6 protein-coding genes are annotated in these 17,463 nt (G+C 42.7%); all 6 read right to left on the bottom strand.

The genetic code is table 11. The features are described 5' to 3' along the window. Positions 1-26: 26 nt before the first annotated feature. On the bottom strand, positions 27-5,510 hold the full coding sequence (locus tag AC5JM2_RS23865; protein ID WP_495837306.1) for an SDR family oxidoreductase: 5,484 nt from the start codon (positions 5,508-5,510) through the stop codon (positions 27-29). Positions 5,511-5,776: 266 nt separating this feature from the next. Continuing rightward, positions 5,777-6,529, bottom strand: a complete 753-nt coding sequence (locus AC5JM2_RS23860; protein ID WP_495837305.1) for a class I SAM-dependent DNA methyltransferase — start codon at positions 6,527-6,529, stop codon at positions 5,777-5,779. A gap of 48 nt (positions 6,530-6,577) precedes the next feature. Further along, a complete protein-coding gene (locus AC5JM2_RS23855) occupies positions 6,578-11,524 on the bottom strand; it encodes an aminotransferase class III-fold pyridoxal phosphate-dependent enzyme (protein WP_495837304.1) in 4,947 nt (1,648 codons plus the stop codon). Between the two features lie 16 nt (positions 11,525-11,540). After that, positions 11,541-14,774: a non-ribosomal peptide synthetase gene (locus tag AC5JM2_RS23850; RefSeq protein WP_495837303.1), complete on the bottom strand. Its 3,234-nt coding sequence runs from the start codon at positions 14,772-14,774 to the stop codon at positions 11,541-11,543. Positions 14,775-14,789: 15 nt separating this feature from the next. Then, positions 14,790-15,845, bottom strand: a complete 1,056-nt coding sequence (locus tag AC5JM2_RS23845; protein ID WP_495837302.1) for a TauD/TfdA family dioxygenase — start codon at positions 15,843-15,845, stop codon at positions 14,790-14,792. Next, on the bottom strand, positions 15,842-17,413 hold the full coding sequence (locus tag AC5JM2_RS23840; protein WP_495837301.1) for a condensation domain-containing protein: 1,572 nt from the start codon (positions 17,411-17,413) through the stop codon (positions 15,842-15,844). The genes AC5JM2_RS23845 and AC5JM2_RS23840 overlap by 4 nt, the downstream gene beginning before the upstream one ends. Positions 17,414-17,463 lie beyond the last annotated feature (50 nt).

Below are 17,463 nucleotides of genomic sequence, written 5' to 3'. Positions count from 1 at the left end.
TAGATTTTTTCAAAGCTCTCTTTCCTTTATGTTTGATTTATAAAAAATTTCAACGGCTCAACCACAACTTGGATATGAGGCTTGGTAATGATTGTGTAATGATTGCTAGGAATAGTAATAATCTCTACTGGCTTACGTGAAAGTCCACCCCAAAATAAAGTGGGATTATGAAAATCATTAGATACTTCATCGCTAGCTTGAAAGTATATCATTCGGTTTGGAAAAACTTGTGGTGCATAGCTCTGTAAAGCTAGTACGTTACTCTTAAAAACCTTTAGAAGACAGTGAAGCTGTTGAAGTTCAAAATCCAGAGGTAGGAGATTAGCTATCCTTGCTTGCTCTAAAAAATAGTTTAATTGCTCGTCCAGCGTAAGTTTCTGAAGTTCTTCAAGTGAACCCGATAGATTTTTCCCCGCAGATTTTGCCATATCTATGGCAAAATCAACTAATATTTTGACATCGTCGTAGTCATCAATCTCTGTAGTTTGCTCGCTCTTAACTGGTGCTGGGCTATCTAGCATGGCAAGCATGGCAACTTGATCACCATATCTTAGTAACTGTTGAGCCATTTCAAAAGCGACAACGCCGCCCATAGACCAACCTCCCAGAAAATATGGACCATTCGGCTGAATCTCGCGCAGTGCTTTGATATACTGGGTTGCCATATCTTCTATTCGGGTGTAAGGCTGACATTCCCCATTCAAACCTAGTGCTTGCAGCCCGTAGAATGGTTGTTCTGAACCCAAATGACGCGATAATTCATAGTAGCAGAGAATATTCCCACCTACTGGATGGACGAAAAACAGAGGTGGCTTGGAACCCTGAGGTTGAATTGCGACTAAAGGAGACGAGGTCTGGTTATTAGCTTGCTCATGCAAAATACTCGCTAGATGTTTGATAGTTGCTCCTTGGAAAAGAGCAGATAATTGAATATTTTGTCCCAACTGTTTCTTAATTTTCGCCATGAGGTGTACAGCTAAAAGTGAGTGACCTCCAAGCTCAAAAAAGTCATCGTGGATGCCTATCTGCTCAATACAAAGAATTTCTCGCCAAATGTCAGCAAGGGTTTCTTCAACATGAGTGCGGGGAGCGACATAATCATTTCCTAGATTGGGGCGGGGATGGAGTATTCTAGCAAGACTTGTTGATGCTAATTCCTCTTTTGTGTCCCCAGCAGAAGAGGTCTGCTCAATATCACCTAAAGATTCTAGCTTAAGCCATTGGTCAAATCTAGCTTGTAAATCTCCTGTAGAGACAACAACTTGAGTTATTTTATCACTTGTTAAAATACATTGAAAAGCTTTTATGCCTTCTTCTGGTGTGATGAATAATCCAGCCAATGTTGTTCTATTAGCTGTGTTTTGTTCTTCTTCTCCAAGTTGCCAGCGATCCCAATTAACACTCATCCAGGGAACAGGATTTGTTTGATTTTGCTTGTGGGCAAAAGTATCTACAAGAATGTTTGCTGCTGAATAAGCGGCGTACCCTAACCCTCCCAAAATCGATGATAAAGAAGATATCAGCAGATAAAAATCAAGTCCTCTCCCTTGCAAAACTTTTTCTAGTACGAATAGTCCATTCGCTTTTGATTGAAATTGACACTGGCAATCAGTTTGAGAAATTTCTTGAATAGATTTGTTTGAGTTGTCGTTGACAATCTCTGCTGCGTAAATGACACCATGTATGTTGCCAAAGTGATTTGTGACAAAGGCGATCGCTCTTTGCATCTGTTCAAAGTTGGTCACATCCGCGCTCAAAACTAAAACCTCGGCTCCTAACTTCTCTAATGCCTGGACTTTCCTGATTTTGTGGCTCATCTCATCTTGGTCATTATGAGTTGCCAACCACTCGAACCACTCATCTTTTTCAGGAAGACCGTTGTGTCCAATCAAGACCAGTTTTGCCTGCACTGTCTGGGCTAAATACTCTGCCAGTATCAGTCCAATATTTCCCAGACCTTCAGTAATTAGGTAGACTCCTCCCTTCCTTAATCTTGATGTGCTCATGCTCGCTTCTTCCAATCGCACTGGCTCAAAAGTTTGCACCCAACGATTGAGACCACGGTAAGCAATAACCAATTCAGAGGATTTAGTTATGAGTTCCGTCAGCAAATGGTCTACAAGTTTCTCCTCTTGCCAACTTCCTTGTTTTGGAAGAGCAATATCAATGCTACGACAACTGATATTTGAATATTCTTGAGGAATGACTTTAACAAGTCCGAGTACAGTCGCTTTCTCTGGGAACAACATTTCTTCTGTTGTCACTGAGTGTATGTTGTTAGAGATAACCGTGATTTGAAACTTATCAGTCCAATTTTGTTTTCCTAGTGCCTGGGTGAGAAACAGTAGGCTGTAGAATCCTAAATATTGGGCGTCGTCAAAGCACTCAAGTTCTGATTCTGTGCGATAAGCCGAAGGCTTTAAGCTCCGCTTATCGCCTGGTGTAACACTCCATAAATGAACAATTGTTTTGGGGATCAAGTTCAGTGCGCCAAGTTCATTGAGCAAAGCATCGTAGTCATGACTTTGTCTTGGATTAAGGGTATATAGACTATCGCTTAGCTTGGAGAACTCTGATCCTACCCTCACGGCGATTGCTCTGCTGCTGCACTCCACGCAGATGCTATCTTGACCTTGCTGTTGGAGTTTTTTCACCAGTTCTTCACCCAAGCCGCACTCATCAATAAACACAAGCACGCAGGACTTTTGCTCTGCGAAATCTTCCTTACCAAGCAACCCTGGGGGTGCAGATTGCTTCCACAAAGGTAAGTAAAACCAGTCGGCGATATCCGGCTTTTTGCCCAGTGACACTTGCGTAGCACGGACATCGTGCGGCTGTGCTTGTCGCGAAATCCAGTAACGCTGACGCTCAAATGGATATGTTGGTAGAGGGATGCGATAACGCCGTTCGTTAGCGTGAAAACCAGACCAGTCAACTTGAACTCCGAAAAGCCAGAGTTTACCTAAAGTATTAAGTAAAAATGCTACATCTGGCTGTTGCTCTTGAGGATGGCGAAGTGATGTCAGCACCACTGGTTCCGAATTATAATGCTGTTTGGCAAAGGTACTCAATGTCCGTCCAGGACCAACCTCTAGCAAGATTCGCTCTGGTTCTTTGAGCAATTCAGTTATCCCTGAGCTAAAGCGCACAGTTTGCCGTAGATGTTTTGCCCAATAGTTCGGGTCTGTTGCTTGTGCTGTGGTAATCCAAGTACCAGTGACGTTGGAGATAAATGGAATTTTCGGGGTATGAAACTTGACTTTTTCTACATATTGTGTATAGGCTTCGATAACGGAATCCATCATCTGGGAATGAAAAGCATGGGATGTATGCAGCTTTCGACAGCCTACGTCTTTCTCCAGTAGTTGCTGATGCAATTTATCGATCGCCTCACATGAACCGGAAACAACACATAACGAGGGACCATTGATTCCCGCAAGAGAAAGCTCTTTTCCAAGCAGGGGCTGCACCTGTTGTTCAGAAAGTTGAACGGAAAGCATAGCACCTTTTGGAACTTGCTGCATCAGTCGTCCTCTAACAGCTACTAGCGCTAAAGCATCTTTGAGAGAGAATACTCCAGCAAGAGTTGCAGCCACATATTCCCCAATGCTGTGACCGATCATCGCTTCTGGGCGGACGCCCCAAGCCATCCACAATTTGGATAAGGCGTACTCAATGACAAAAAGCGCAGGCTGGGTAATAGAAGTTTGTTTTAATTGCTGTGTAGCTGTTTGGGTTTGTGCTTCGCTTGGATAGAGAATCTCTCGTAAATCTAGTCCCAGGAATGGTCTTAGCATCAAAGAGCAGCGATCGACTTCCTCAGTAAATTTGGGTTCGCTCTGGTACAATTCCCGAGCCATATTCACGTACTGCGCTCCCTGTCCAGGAAACATAAATACAACAGGGTAATTACAGGGCTGCTGGTAGTAGGTGAAAACTCGTTGAGGCTCAAGAGGATGCAATGTCTTAACCGCATCATCAATTGTCTCACACACCATTATCCGGCGATGGTTGAAAGTCTGACGTCCCACAGCAAGGGTATAAGCTACATCAGCCAGGTTCAACTCGGGATGCTGCTGAAGATAATTTGCCAGATTTACTGTAGCGGTTTCTAAAGCAGAGCTAGTTTTGGCAGACAGCATTAACAACTTATAAGTTCGCCCAGGGTTAGACGCTTCGATAGGAGGAGCTTCTTCAACAATCACATGGGCGTTGGTTCCACCAAAACCAAGAGAAGTAATTCCAGCTCGACGAGGAATTCTGTCCGTTTTCCATTCTGAAAGTGTGTTGTTGACATAAAAGGGACTGTTAGCAAAGTCAATCTGGGGATTGGGCTCTTTAAAATGTAAGCTAGGTGGAATTTGTTTGTGTTTGAGAGCCAGAATTGTTTTAATTAAGCCCGCTATACCAGCAGCTGCATCCAGATGTCCTACATTGGTTTTCACTGAACCGATCGCACAGAAGCCCCGCTTTTGTGTACTGGTACGAAAAGCTTTTGTCAAAGCTTTTATTTCTATAGGATCGCCCAGGGGTGTTCCTGTCCCATGTGTCTCTACGTAAGTGATAGTATCAGCTTCTACCCCAGCAGCAGCTATGGCTTCTGCAATCACGTCCGCTTGACGTTCTACACTGGGTGCTGTAAATCCAGCTTTCAAAGAACCGTCATTGTTGACGGCAGAACCTTTAATCACTCCATGAATGCAGTCACCGTCAGCAAGAGCATCCTTTAATCTTTTGAGAACTACAATTCCTATACCGCTACCAAAAATAGTTCCCTTTGCCTTAGCATCAAAGGCACGGCAATGTCCATCTGGAGATAAAACCCCATCTTCCTGATACAAATAGCCAGATTTTGGTTGCATATCCAATATCGAAATGCCACCCGCCAAAGCTATATCACATTCGTAATTGAGCAAGCTTTGGCAAGCAACGTGGACAGCAACTAAAGAAGTGGAACACGAAGTTTGAATTGCATAACTTGGTCCAGTTAAATTTAATTTGAAAGAGACGCGCATGGGAAGATAATCGGGATGATTTCCCAAACTAATTTCCACACCGCTGACTGATTCTCTGATGTTGGAGTTTGAATAAATATTGAATAAATAGTTACTTATAGTTGAACCAGCGTAAACCCCTATTGAACCAGAGTAAGTTTGGGGATCATAGCCAGCATTTTCAAGTGCAGCACACGCACACTCTAAGAAAATGCGGTGTTGGGGGTCCATAATTTCAGCGTCCCTAGGGTTATAGCCGAAGAATGACGCATCAAACAAATCTATATGTTCTAGTGGAACTGCTGCTTTTACATAGTTGGGATCACTAAGCGTTGCAGAGTCTATTCCCGCAGACTCTAATTCTTGAGCGGAAAAAAATGAAATTGATTCTACCCCTGAGCGCAAATTCTGCCAAAACTGTTCAAGATTTTGGGCTTTAGGAAACCGTCCAGACAAACTGATAACAGCTATGTCAGCATCATCTACCTGATGAAAATTGTCTAACTTATTCATCATATCCAATTTTCTCATTTATTATTTGATGGTTAGTGCTAGCTGCAATATTTGGTTGTTCATTTTCACAAATCAGATAGGATTGCTATAGTCTCATTGAGTTACAAAATAGAGACAAAACTTTATTATTTGATGGTTAGTGCTAGCTGCAATATTTGGTTGTTCATTTTTACAAATCAGATAGGATTGCTATAGTCTCATTGAGTTACAAAATAGAGACAAAACGCATTTGATAGTGTAGTGCTTCCTAACTGCATCGTTTTTTATGTCTATACACTTAGAGCTTTACGACACACAAAGCAAGTTCTTCCAGCAGATCCTACTCCAAAATCACGTTTTTCATCATAATTTCTAACTTCCGTAAAGCCTACACTTTCTAAGGCAACTTTGACTTCCGTTGGGGAGTAAGGCTTTCTTTGTAAAGTTACGTCTGAACGATGCCATATTCCGTCGATCAATTGAAATTGAGTATAACTATCTCGAGTCAATTTCTCTTTGGAATCATAGAGCAAACGCTCAATGTAGGCAAAGTCATCTTTAACATCACCAAGATAATTTGTATTAAGAAATAACTCGTGAATTTCTTCTGATTCCAATTCAAATGCAAAGAATCCGTTCTCTAGTAGTGATGCATAGACATTGTGAAACACATTTTTCAATTCCTCAATACTTATGACATAGTTGAGAGAATCACCTATCGACACAACTGCATGAAAAGTAGGTGACAATTTAAAGTAGCGTGCGTCATCCAAGATAAATTCAGCACCAAGTGCATTCTCACGAGCATAGCGCAGCATTATTTCAGAGCTATCAAGTCCAGTTACCTGATAACCTTTTTTGAGCAGTAGTTGTGCTAATGCTCCTCTACCACAACAAAGGTCAAAAATGTGCGCTCCTTTAGGGAGGTATTGTAGAATCAATTCTTCTAACTTCGTCAAATAAGTTTCGTATGCTTTTTCCTTATAGGGTCTGTACGCATGTTCAATTGCATCATAACCTGAAAAGCGATTTTCTGAAGACATAAGCTCTGTTGAACTCCGTTTAAATTATTAATTCTTTTCTCAATAGTACTAGCGGCGCATTATTTTCTCTCTTCGTCTTTGACCTCGGGAAATACTTTGCTCAGCAGAAACTGTTTCATCTTGCTCAGGGCATATAATATTCGCGAGAGAGTTTATAGTTGGTGCTTCATAAATGCTTTCTATAGGCATCTCAACATCTAACTTTTTATTTAACAAAGAAATAGCCTGAAGAGCTGTTAGAGAATCACCACCCAACTCAAAGAAGTTGTCGTGAATGCTCACGTTGTCAAAACCAAAGAGTTCTTGCCAAACATCAGCAATAGTTTTTTCAACCTTTTTACGGGAAGTAGCATAAGTATTTCCTAGAGCGTCAGGCATTTGCTCAACGAGGGTATCAAACAACTCATCAGCAGACTTTGCGTTTGAAGTAATCGGGAGGGACTCAGTAGCTAAGTTGAAAGATGAACCAGTCAAATGATTTGATAATCCATGAGTTTGATGGGTTATCAACTCTCCACTATTTGTTGAAATGCGTTCAGATGGTAAAAATCCTCCTTCTTGCATTTCAACTACGCTTTCCTTGACCGCCCAAATCACCTGCTCAATATCTTCATCAGTATGAGCTGTCGATAGATAAAGGGTGCGTCCTTCCCAGACATAAATCCCTTTTTCAAGCAAGTGGTAGAAAAGCAAATTGCTAAGTTGAGTCTGGCAATTAAAACGGAAGAGAGAGCCAAAATTAACGACTTTAATTGGTACTTGCTTTTGTTGAAAGTAACTATTAAGAGTCTCGACTAATTGCGCTGTCCGTTGATTTAACTTTTCTTGAAGTTTGGCACCGCTGTTCTTGATATGATTGAGTGCAGCCCAAGCGACAGCCATGACGAGAGGATGCTTGAAAAAAGTACCAGCGAAAAAAGTTGTTTTCACCTGGGGATAAGATTCATCTCCATAATTCCACATACCTCCGTCCAATGCATCCATGAAAGCAGCTTTGCCAGCTACAACCCCAATAGGTATGCCAGCAGCAACAGCTTTACCGTAGGTTGTGATATCCGCTTGAATACCCCATAAAGCCTGGATACCGCCTGGGTGCATCCGAAAGCCAGTAACCACTTCATCGAAAATTAAAACAGTTCCAGTTTCTTGAGTTAATTGTCTTAGCTGAAAGAGAAATTCTTTAGGCTGCAAATCTGGGCGACTGCTTTGTATCGGCTCAACTAAAATTGCTGCTAAGTTATGAGCATGGTCTTTAAGAATATTCAGAGATTCGGGAGTACCATACTCCAACACCATCACATCCTCAGCCAAGTATGATGGAAGACCTGAAGTCATCGGGACAGAACGCAGCGTTCCGTCGTTGGTTGTTACTCCTTTGACTAAAACTCCGTCAGAACCGCCGTGATAAGAACCAGCAAATAAAGCAATTTTTGAGCGTCCTGTCACAGAACGTGCTATGCGTATGGCTCCCATCACTGCTTCTGTGCCATCGTTACAAAAAGCTGTCCGTTGGGCACCCGTCAACTCGCAAATTAACTCAGCTAATTGACCACAAAGACGCGATTGTGGACCATTTAGTATACCTTGCTTGCTCTGCTGTTGGATCGCTGCGATCGCAAAAGATGGCGAATGACCAAATAAAAGCGAACCAAACCCCATTGAAATGTCTACGTATTCATTGCCATCGACATCCCAGAGTCTAGCACCCTCTCCACGCTGTGCGTGGATTGGATATATCATCTCCTTAATAAACGGAAAAAACCCTGATACTGCCCTGCTATTGGCATGGCAAGAACGGTAAGCTTGGGTGAGTCGTTTGGATTCTTGGGTACGCTTGACAAAACGTGCAATTAAAGCATCTAGATGTTTCTGCTGATGGGGACTCAACATCATCGATTCTTTCTCGATCTGTTGAGAAGCAGCTTTGGGTGTAAAATCCATTTTCCGGTCTTTGGGCTGTTGCTCAGATTCTGCCCTAGTAGATGTAGAGGAAAAATTTGTAGACTGATTTACACCAAACCCAGAGGCATTGGTTGAAGTTTGAGCAATTTGCCCATTTTGATTGAGAGGAGAAGATTGGATAGCTTCCAATGAAGGCAAAACTTCCTTGGGTAAACTTCTCTGTGGTAATAAGTCTACCAGTTTAGACATCACCTGAAGATGCTGTGAAATGATCTGTTCAATAGCTGTGTTTGCTACAGGTTTCTCCTCTTTTTGGTTGACTACTTGCGTATCTGGAGCTTTGATTGATGATGGTGGCTGTGAGTTGATGATGACATCTTTTGGTTGAGACACAGAAATTTCCTTTTTAGCCGATGGATTGTCATCATTAGCTAAGATAGGTTCAATCCAGTATCTTTTTCGCTCGAAAGGATATGTTGGCAAGGGGATACGATGACGTTGCTCATGAGCATAAAATTCTGACCAATCAACATTTATTCCCTCTAGCCAGAGTCTGCCTAACGTATTTAGTAAAAACGCCACATCTGATTGTTGGTTCTGTGGATGTCTTAGTGAAGAAAGAACTACTTGTTCAGACACTTTTTGCTTGTTAGCCAAGGTACTTAATGTCTTCCCAGGACCAACCTCCAACAGGATTCGCTCCGGTTCTTGCAACAACTCGGCAATCCCCTCGCTAAAGCGTACTGTTTGTCGTAAATGTCTTGCCCAGTATTTCGGATCTGTTGCTTGTGCTGCGGTTATCCAAGTACCAGTGACGTTAGATACAAAAGGAATTTTTGGAGAATTAAGGCTGATTTTGCTGACCAGCTGCTTGAATGGCTCTAGAATTGAGTCCATCATTTGGGAATGAAAGGCATGGGAAGTATGCAGAGGGCGACAGTCCACACCTTGGTAGGTCAATTGTTTTTGTAAGTCATCTACCGCTTCTTCCACTCCAGAAACCACACACAGATCTGGTCCGTTGATTGCAGCTAGAGAGAGTTTCTCGTGTAGCAGGGGTTGGATTTGTTTCTCTGATAGTGGTATTGGTAGCATTGTCCCCGAAGGAAGTTGCTGTATCAGTCGCCCGCGAGTCGCTACCAGCACCAAGGCGTCTTCTAAAGAGAACACCCCAGCTAAGCAAGCAGAAACATATTCTCCTATGCTATGACCAATCATTGCAGAAGGACGTATACCCCAAGCCATCCACAATTGAGCCAAGGCGTACTCTATTATAAATAGTGCTGGCTGGGTAATATGAGTCTGCTTGAGCTGCTGTGCAGCAGCTTCTTTTTGTTCCACATCCGGATACAGTAATGTACGCAGGTCTAACCCCAGATAAGATTTGAGAAGGTACGAACAGTAATCAATCTGTTCAGTGAAAATTGGCTCAGTTTCGTACAACTCTCTAGCCATGTCCACATACTGGGCGCCTTGTCCAGGAAACATAAATGCAACCTGTCGGGCACAGGGTTCGGTGTAGTGGGTAAAAACCCGTTGCGGTTCTGGGGGTTCTAGAACTTTTACTGCATCGTCAAGATTTTGGCAAACCACTGTCCGGCGATGATCAAAAGCTCGACGACCCACACACTGGGTGTAAGCGACATCAGCGAGGTTAAGATTGGGATGCTGCTTGAGATGTTGAACTAAATTTGCAGTGGCAGTTTCCAGTGCTGAAGCTGTTTTGGCAGAGAGTACTAATAACTGCCAGGGATGAGAAGAAATTGAGGGTTCGGCAACTGGGGCTTCTTCAAGAATGATATGGGCATTAGTGCCACCAATCCCGAAGGAACTAACTCCGGCACGACGGGGGGTTCCATTCGTGTTCCATTCCGAAAGCGTGGAATTGACGTAGAAGCAACTGTTAGCAAAATCAATTTTGGGATTGGGCTGCTCGAAATGCAAGCTAGGTGGTACTTGTTTGTGTTTAAGTGCGAGAACCGCTTTGATCAAACCAGCAACACCAGCCGCAGCATCTAGGTGTCCGATATTAGTTTTTACTGAACCGATGCCACAAAAGTTCTTTTTATCTGTGGTGCGAAAAGCTTGTGTCAGTGCTGCAATTTCAATCGGATCACCTAAAATTGTTCCCGTGCCATGAGTCTCTATATAGCTAATCGTCGAAGGTTCGACCCTAGCCATTGCAAGAGCCTCGGCAATCACTTTCGCTTGCCCATCTACACTAGGAGCTGTGTAGCCAACTTTTAAAGAACCGTCGTTATTAATAGCTGAACCTTTAATAATAGCATGAATATAATCTCTATCTGTTAAAGCATCTTCTAATCGCTTTAGAATAATAATACCAACACCGTTACCGCTAATAGTTCCTTGTGCTTTGGCATCAAAAGCACGGCAGTGTCCGTCGGGAGACATAATTCCCCCTTCCTGATAGCGATAACCTGCTTTGTGTGGCACTTGGATCGAAACACCACCAGCCAGAGCAATGTCACTTTCACCATTCAGTAAACTTTGGCAAGCTAAATGAACGGCAACTAATGAAGTGGAGCAGGCAGTTTGGACATTAATGCTTGGTCCGGTCAGGTTTAATTTATATGATACATACGTGGGCAGAAAATCTTGACTATTTCCCATTAAAATTTTCTTTCCACCCACTGATTCTATAATCTTACGGTTTGAATAAAGATTTGACAAAAAGTAGGTGCTCATAGCAGCACCAGCGTAAATACCAATACGACTTGGGTAGGTTTCGGAGTCGTAGCCGGCATTTTCAAGGGCATTCCACGCACACTCAAGGAACAGACGGTGTTGTGGATCTGTGATTTCAGCTTCTCTCGGATTAAAGTTGAAGAATGAGGCGTCAAACAAATCTATATCATTTAAGATCGCTCCTACTTTTACATACTGAGGTTGACTCAACAGAGTAGGGTTTATCCCTGAAGACAGCAATTCTTCATCAGAGAAACAAGAAATTGACTCCACACCATCTCGTAGATTTTGCCAAAATTCATCAACATTTTTGGCTCCAGGAAAACAACCTGCCATCCCAACGATAGCTATTTCATCAAGGCAATCATATGTATTTGGGTTATTCATTTTGAGACTCCTTCTACTAACTCGTTGCTTGATGTTCTTGCCTAAGTTGCCTTCGTTGTTTCCTGGACTCTCTACGACTTTCAACTATGTCATAGCTTTCTGACAAAGAAGGCTTTTCCTTTTGCTCTTGACTTAAATGCTTTGCCAATCTACTTATAGTTGGAAATTGAAACATTTCAAGTACTGATATATCTTTGTTTAAGGCTCCTTGTAATTTGCTATGAACTTGAACCATTAATAATGAGTGACCGCCGAGATCAAAGAAATTGTGATCAATACCTACCTTATCTACGTGCAGTACTCCTTGCCATATATTTGCAATCATTTGCTCAAGCTCGGACTGAGGAGCCACATAAGATTCTTCCAAATCGGGCTGAGCTTGCTCAGGTAACGCCCGATAGTCCACCTTGCCGTTGGGTGTCAATGGCAAAGCGTCCAACTTCACGAAAGCCGAAGGCACCATGTACCCAGGCAGCTTTTCTAGCAGATAGCGGCGCAGTTCAGTTGTGGAAGAAACTAGCTGTTGGTTGGTCACAACATAGGCTACTAAACGTTTCTCGTTATTTACATCCTCGCGAGTTAAGACGACAGCCTCCCGCACTCCTGGATGTTGATTCACTACAGCCTCAATCTCTCCTAACTCAATACGAAAGCCCCGGATTTTGACCTGGTTGTCGAGACGTCCAAGGAACTCAAGAGTCCCATCTGGTCGGTAGCGAGCTAAGTCGCCTGTTTTGTAAAGGCGCTCCCCTGGTTCGTTGTTAAATGGGTTTGGGATAAACTTTAGAGCAGTCAGTTCAGGTCGGTTCAGATAGCCTCGGGCGAGTCCTAACCCACCTATATACAGTTCACCGACTACGCCTATGGGCACTAGTTCCCAGTATTGATTTAGTACATAAAGTTGGGTATTAGCAATTGGTTTACCAATGGGAATTGACCCTAAGTAACGCTGGTCGTTTGGTACCTGATAAACGCAGCAGCCAACTACGGTTTCCGTTGGACCATATTCGTTAACGAGCATAGTGTTGGGGGCAAAATCTTGCCAAAAGGCAAGCTTTTCGCCTAACAGGTTTTCGCCACCAATAATGAAGGATCGAGTTCGATCTGCTACTTCTTGAGGTGATAACTGTCCCTGGAGCAATTCCAAGTGAGAGGGTGTTATCTTGACAAGGCTTAAGTGAGAACTGCGACGTAAAGCACTGGAAAGAGCCTCAATTCCTTGATTTTCAGGTAGAAGCTCTACTCGACGACCCACCAGTAAGGGTGAAAAGAGACTCGTGATAGTCAGATCAAATCCAAGAGGTGAGTGAACTAGCGTTCCTACCCCTTGCTCAACAGTATACGCCTGTGTACACCAACTTAAATAATTAACCAGTCCTCGATGAGGTATTAAAGTTCCTTTTGGCTTACCAGTAGAGCCAGAGGTATAAATGACGTAAGCTAGATTAAGAGCAGTTGTCTGACTGACTGGATTTTCGGTTTTTTGTTTGGCAATAACTGACCACTCAGTATCGATGCAAATAAGTTGAATTCCATCTGTTGGTAAGCTAGCCGCTAGATGTTCCTGTGTCAACAGTAAAGGTGTGTGGGTATCGGTAATGATAAAAGTTTGACGTTCCGCCGGATAAGAAGGGTCTAGGGGTACATAAGCTCCACCAGCTTTAAGGATACCCAACAAAGCGATGACCATCCAGAGCGATCGCTCCGCACATATTCCTACCAAAACTTCTGTTCCAACTCCCAACTGTTGCAAATGCTGAGCTAGTTGATTAGCTTTAGCGTTGAGCTGTGCGTAGGTAAGTTGTTGCTCTTCAAACACAACGGCAACGGCGTGCGGTGTTCGTTCTACCTGAGCCTCAAACAATTGGTGAATGCACTTGTCAGTTGGGAAGTAGGTCTTTGTATTGTTAAATTCGACTAGCAGTTGCTGACGCTCTGTAGGGCTGAGAATCTCTAACTGACTAATTGAGACTTCTGGATTGTGGATGACGCTTGCTAACAAAGTATAAAATTGTTCAGCTAGGCGTTGAATGTCATCTGTACCAAATAAATGAGAGTCGTAGTGAAATTCGGTAGTGAGTGAATCTTCCCGACGAATGCAGGAAAGTTTGACCTTGAATCGGTCAATACAGGCGTATTGTTTGTCAATTGAAAAGGTTACGTCAGCAACAGAATACTTGGTTAAAGCTTCCTCAAACTCGAAACAAAATGGGAAGAAAGGTTGTTTTATTTCCGACTCTTGCGTTTCAGCAATTAATTCCCAAGCAAAACTCTGCTGCCATTCATATATATCATCACAAGATTTGTTAACCTGGTCCAGACCTGTAGTAAATGTATAGTCTTCTTCCAGGTGACAAGAAAGTGGTAAATATTTGGCAAATAATCCTAAAGCTTCTATGAGTTCCTCATAATTCCGTCCATCACAGGCTATGCCAATGATAAAGTCTGATTGTCCGGTTAAACGCAAGAGTAAGATTTGCCAACAAGTCAGCAAGAATACAGAAGTTGAAGTTTTATACTTCTGGGTGAGCACTTCGATTTTTGAAGTTAAATCAGGCTGAATCGGCAATGTTAGAAATCGGGGTTCATACTCCAGTTTCTCCGTCGAATGATTTTCGCTGCTTAGTTTTAAAGTATCGAGAGCAGAAATATCCTGCTGACGCCAATACTTTCTTCCTGCTGTAGTCTCCTCTGCCTCAAGTAATTCATTTTGCCATTCAGCCAGATCGGCATATTGCAGAGGCTCATTGTCTAGTATCTTACCCTGTAAACAGGCAGCATAGCACTGACTGATTTCACGAACTAAATTTTTCAGTGTTGTACTATCTGCACAAAGAACTGGCAAACTTATAAGTAAAACATATCTTTGCAGCGATAAACTTACCAATTCTGTTTGTAATAATTCATCTTTTTCATAGTTTAAATTCTGTGCTTTTGCCTTTTGCAAAAGAGTCCCTATTTCTTTTTCTGGAGAATCTTTATTTTCAAGATTATACTCATGTAATGATACAATGCTGTCATTCTTTATCACCTGAATAGGTAGTTTGATACCACGGGGACGGTGAAAGGTAGTACGAAGAATTTCATTTCGATTGACAACAATTTGTAAAGCGTCTTTCAAGACGTCTACTTTGATATTTCCTTCAATAAGAATAGCACACTGGGCATGATAAGCTTTACTATCTTGCTGTAACAACCAAAGACGCTTTTGTTGTGGAGAAAGCTGAAAGCCCTGAACTTGATTTGGCATTGTTCCTTCCCACCCTCAATCTCTAATATCTTCAAAACTTGTCAAGTCGCCCATTGCGACCAAAAGTTGTCGCTTACCGACAAATGGATTGCGCCCATGAGCGGTCAACACGTTATCTAGCACTAATACGTCTCCTTGTTCCCAAGGAAAACATACTTCCAACTGCTGATAAATTTGACAGATTTCTTCCATGAAAGAGTCTTCAATAGAAGTCCCATCACCGTAATAGCAATTTCGGGGCAAATTTTCTTCTTGGAGCGATGAATATAGCGATTTTCGAGTCTGTGGGTCTAAGCAAGCTGGATGCCAATGTTGCGCTTGATTAAACCAAGACATCTCACCTGTTTTAGGGTGTTTAATCACTGCTGGTCGAACAGCACGAGTCCGCAGTCGATTACCATCTTTCCATTCAAAGTCTATTCCTGCCTTTGTGCATGCGGCTTCTACTTCTGAGCGATTTTTAGTCCGAAAAACAGTTTCCCAATTAAGTCCTAATCCATCCCCGTAGTTTCGCAGATACATAACTTTCTTTTCGATGAATCGGTCTCTAATTTTAGGGTTGATTAGCTCAAAAACCTTACGACTATCAACAATTGGTGTTTCTCCTCCCTGCTGGGCTGGTTGACGACAGCCAAACAAAATTTTCATTGGCCAACGATGGTTGAAGGAATTTTCGTTATGCCATAACAGCTGTCTATCCGCAGGGTAAAAGACTGGCGTATAAACATTAGCCCTGAGCGTTTCTCGGGGATGTTCACCATTCTCATTAAATAATTTTGAGCAAATTGTCAGAGCAAATCGCTCAAATGCTGGTGCTGCACTAATATTAAATCCTCGAAAAAGTATAGCACCGTGCTTGAGCAATTTTGTCTCTATAAATTTCCGGTTACCCTCAGTCCAATCTGCCAAGTCGATTTGCTCCGCAGTCGGTTCTACCACGAGAGGCAGGCTGTTTCCAGTCTGTAGCTCACGTGTCAAAATCAATTCTTCTTGTGTAACGCTGAGTGCTTTCCGCTTGATAGACCGTAACTGCTGCCTAAGACTAGAATTTTTTGATTCTAAATTTTTCATTTTATCTTCCCAGTTTCAGTTGTGGCATGAAAAACCTTTCTCTTGACAGTTTTTAACTTCTGCTGACACCCCTCTTTTTGCTTCCTTTTTTGGATGAACTGTTGTTGCTTGTGCGTTTCAGTAAGAATTTCTAATAACTCATTCAGCCTTGCTTCAGGCTGTGTTGCAACTTTATATAAAATAGCTTCAAAGCTTCTTAGCATTTCGACTATGCTGGTAGCCTCGAATAAATCTGTATTGTACTCCAACGCTCCAGTTATTCCTTGCTCTGTTTCTGCTAGCTCTAGGAGTAAGTCAAGTTGCGTTGTCTTTTTTTGAGCATTCAAAGGGCTAATACTTAGACCTGAAAGTTCCAAGGACGGAGTTTGGGTATTCTCTAAAACGATTTTGACCTGAAACAACGGTGAGCGATTCAACTCCCGTTTCGGATTCAGAATATTTATCAGTTTATCAAAGGGCAGATCTTGGTGAGTATAGGCTTCCAGTGTCATTTCGCGTACTCGTTCCAACAACTCTAGAAAGGTAGGGTTTCCGGACAAATCCGTGCGTAACACTAGTTGGTTGACGAAGAACCCGATTAATCCCTTAGTCTCGACTTGATTGCGGTTGGCGATATCAGTACCCACGACGATATCTTCTTGCCCTGTGTACCAAAAAAGCAAAGTTCCAAACGCTGCAAGCAGTATCATAAATAGCGTAATGCCTTGGCGTTGATTCAGAGCCTTAAGCTTCTCGGATAAGCTTTTGGGTAACATCAGAGATTCTCTTGCTCCTGAGAAAGTCTGGATTATTGGTCGGGGACGATCGCTGGGGAGTTCCAGTACAGCTAGTTTACCACCCAGTTGCTGCTTCCAGTAAGCAAGTTGAGTTTCTAGTTGCTCTTTTTGTAACCATTGTCGCTGCCAAACGGCAAAGTCTGCATACTGGATGGATAGTTCAGGAAGCGGTGAGGGTTTTCCCAGAGAAAAGGCTTCGTAAAGGGCTGCGATCTCACGAATAAGCACGCCTATTGACCAGCCGTCAGATATGATGTGATGCATTGTTAACAATAACGCATGATCTGTCTCGGTTTGCCGCAGTAGAGTAACTCGGAGTAAAAAACCTTTGGCTAAGTTGAAGGAGTGTTGAGCTTCTTGATGAGCAAGTCGCAGAACCTCAGCTTCCCTCTTGTCTTTGGGAAGTTCTTGCAAGTCTATCACTGGTAGTCTGAAAGTCAGGGTCGGAGCAATAACTTGTATCGATTGACCATCCACTGTAGTGAATGTGGTTCTTAAAACTTCGTGACGCCTGATGACTTCGTTGAAGCTTTGCTCTAGCGCTGTCACGTTCAGCCATCCTGTCAGGCGCATGGACTGGAAGATATTGTAGGCGCTATGACCAGGCTGCAACTGGTCGAGAAACCACAGGCGCTGCTGGGCAAAGGATAGGGGGAATGAGTTGGTTTCGCGACTTTGGCATTTTATTTGTGTTTGTGAGACTATGTCCCCTTGTTTCTTGCTTAGCCGTTGTGCAAGAAGCTTAAGTTTCTCTGGGGAAAGAGCAGCAATTTTTTGGGAAAGATCACTCATTTTAAAACTATTGCTTTCATTTTTTTTCTGAGCTAACAAAATGTCTTGTT

It is taken from the genome of Brasilonema angustatum, from assembly GCF_059505445.1.
This window is presented reverse-complemented; position numbering and strand designations above follow the sequence as displayed.

Excerpts from the sequence above, each read along its gene's own strand:
- AC5JM2_RS23865 (WP_495837306.1), bottom strand. The coding sequence starts at position 5,510 with ATGATGAATAAGTTAGACAATTTTCATCAGGTAGATGATGCTGACATA.
- AC5JM2_RS23860 (WP_495837305.1), bottom strand. The coding sequence starts at position 6,529 with ATGTCTTCAGAAAATCGCTTTTCAGGTTATGATGCAATTGAACATGCG.
- AC5JM2_RS23855 (WP_495837304.1), bottom strand. The coding sequence starts at position 11,524 with ATGAATAACCCAAATACATATGATTGCCTTGATGAAATAGCTATCGTT.
- AC5JM2_RS23850 (WP_495837303.1), bottom strand. The coding sequence starts at position 14,774 with ATGCCAAATCAAGTTCAGGGCTTTCAGCTTTCTCCACAACAAAAGCGT.
- AC5JM2_RS23845 (WP_495837302.1), bottom strand. The coding sequence starts at position 15,845 with ATGAAAAATTTAGAATCAAAAAATTCTAGTCTTAGGCAGCAGTTACGG.
- AC5JM2_RS23840 (WP_495837301.1), bottom strand. The coding sequence starts at position 17,413 with ATGAGTGATCTTTCCCAAAAAATTGCTGCTCTTTCCCCAGAGAAACTT.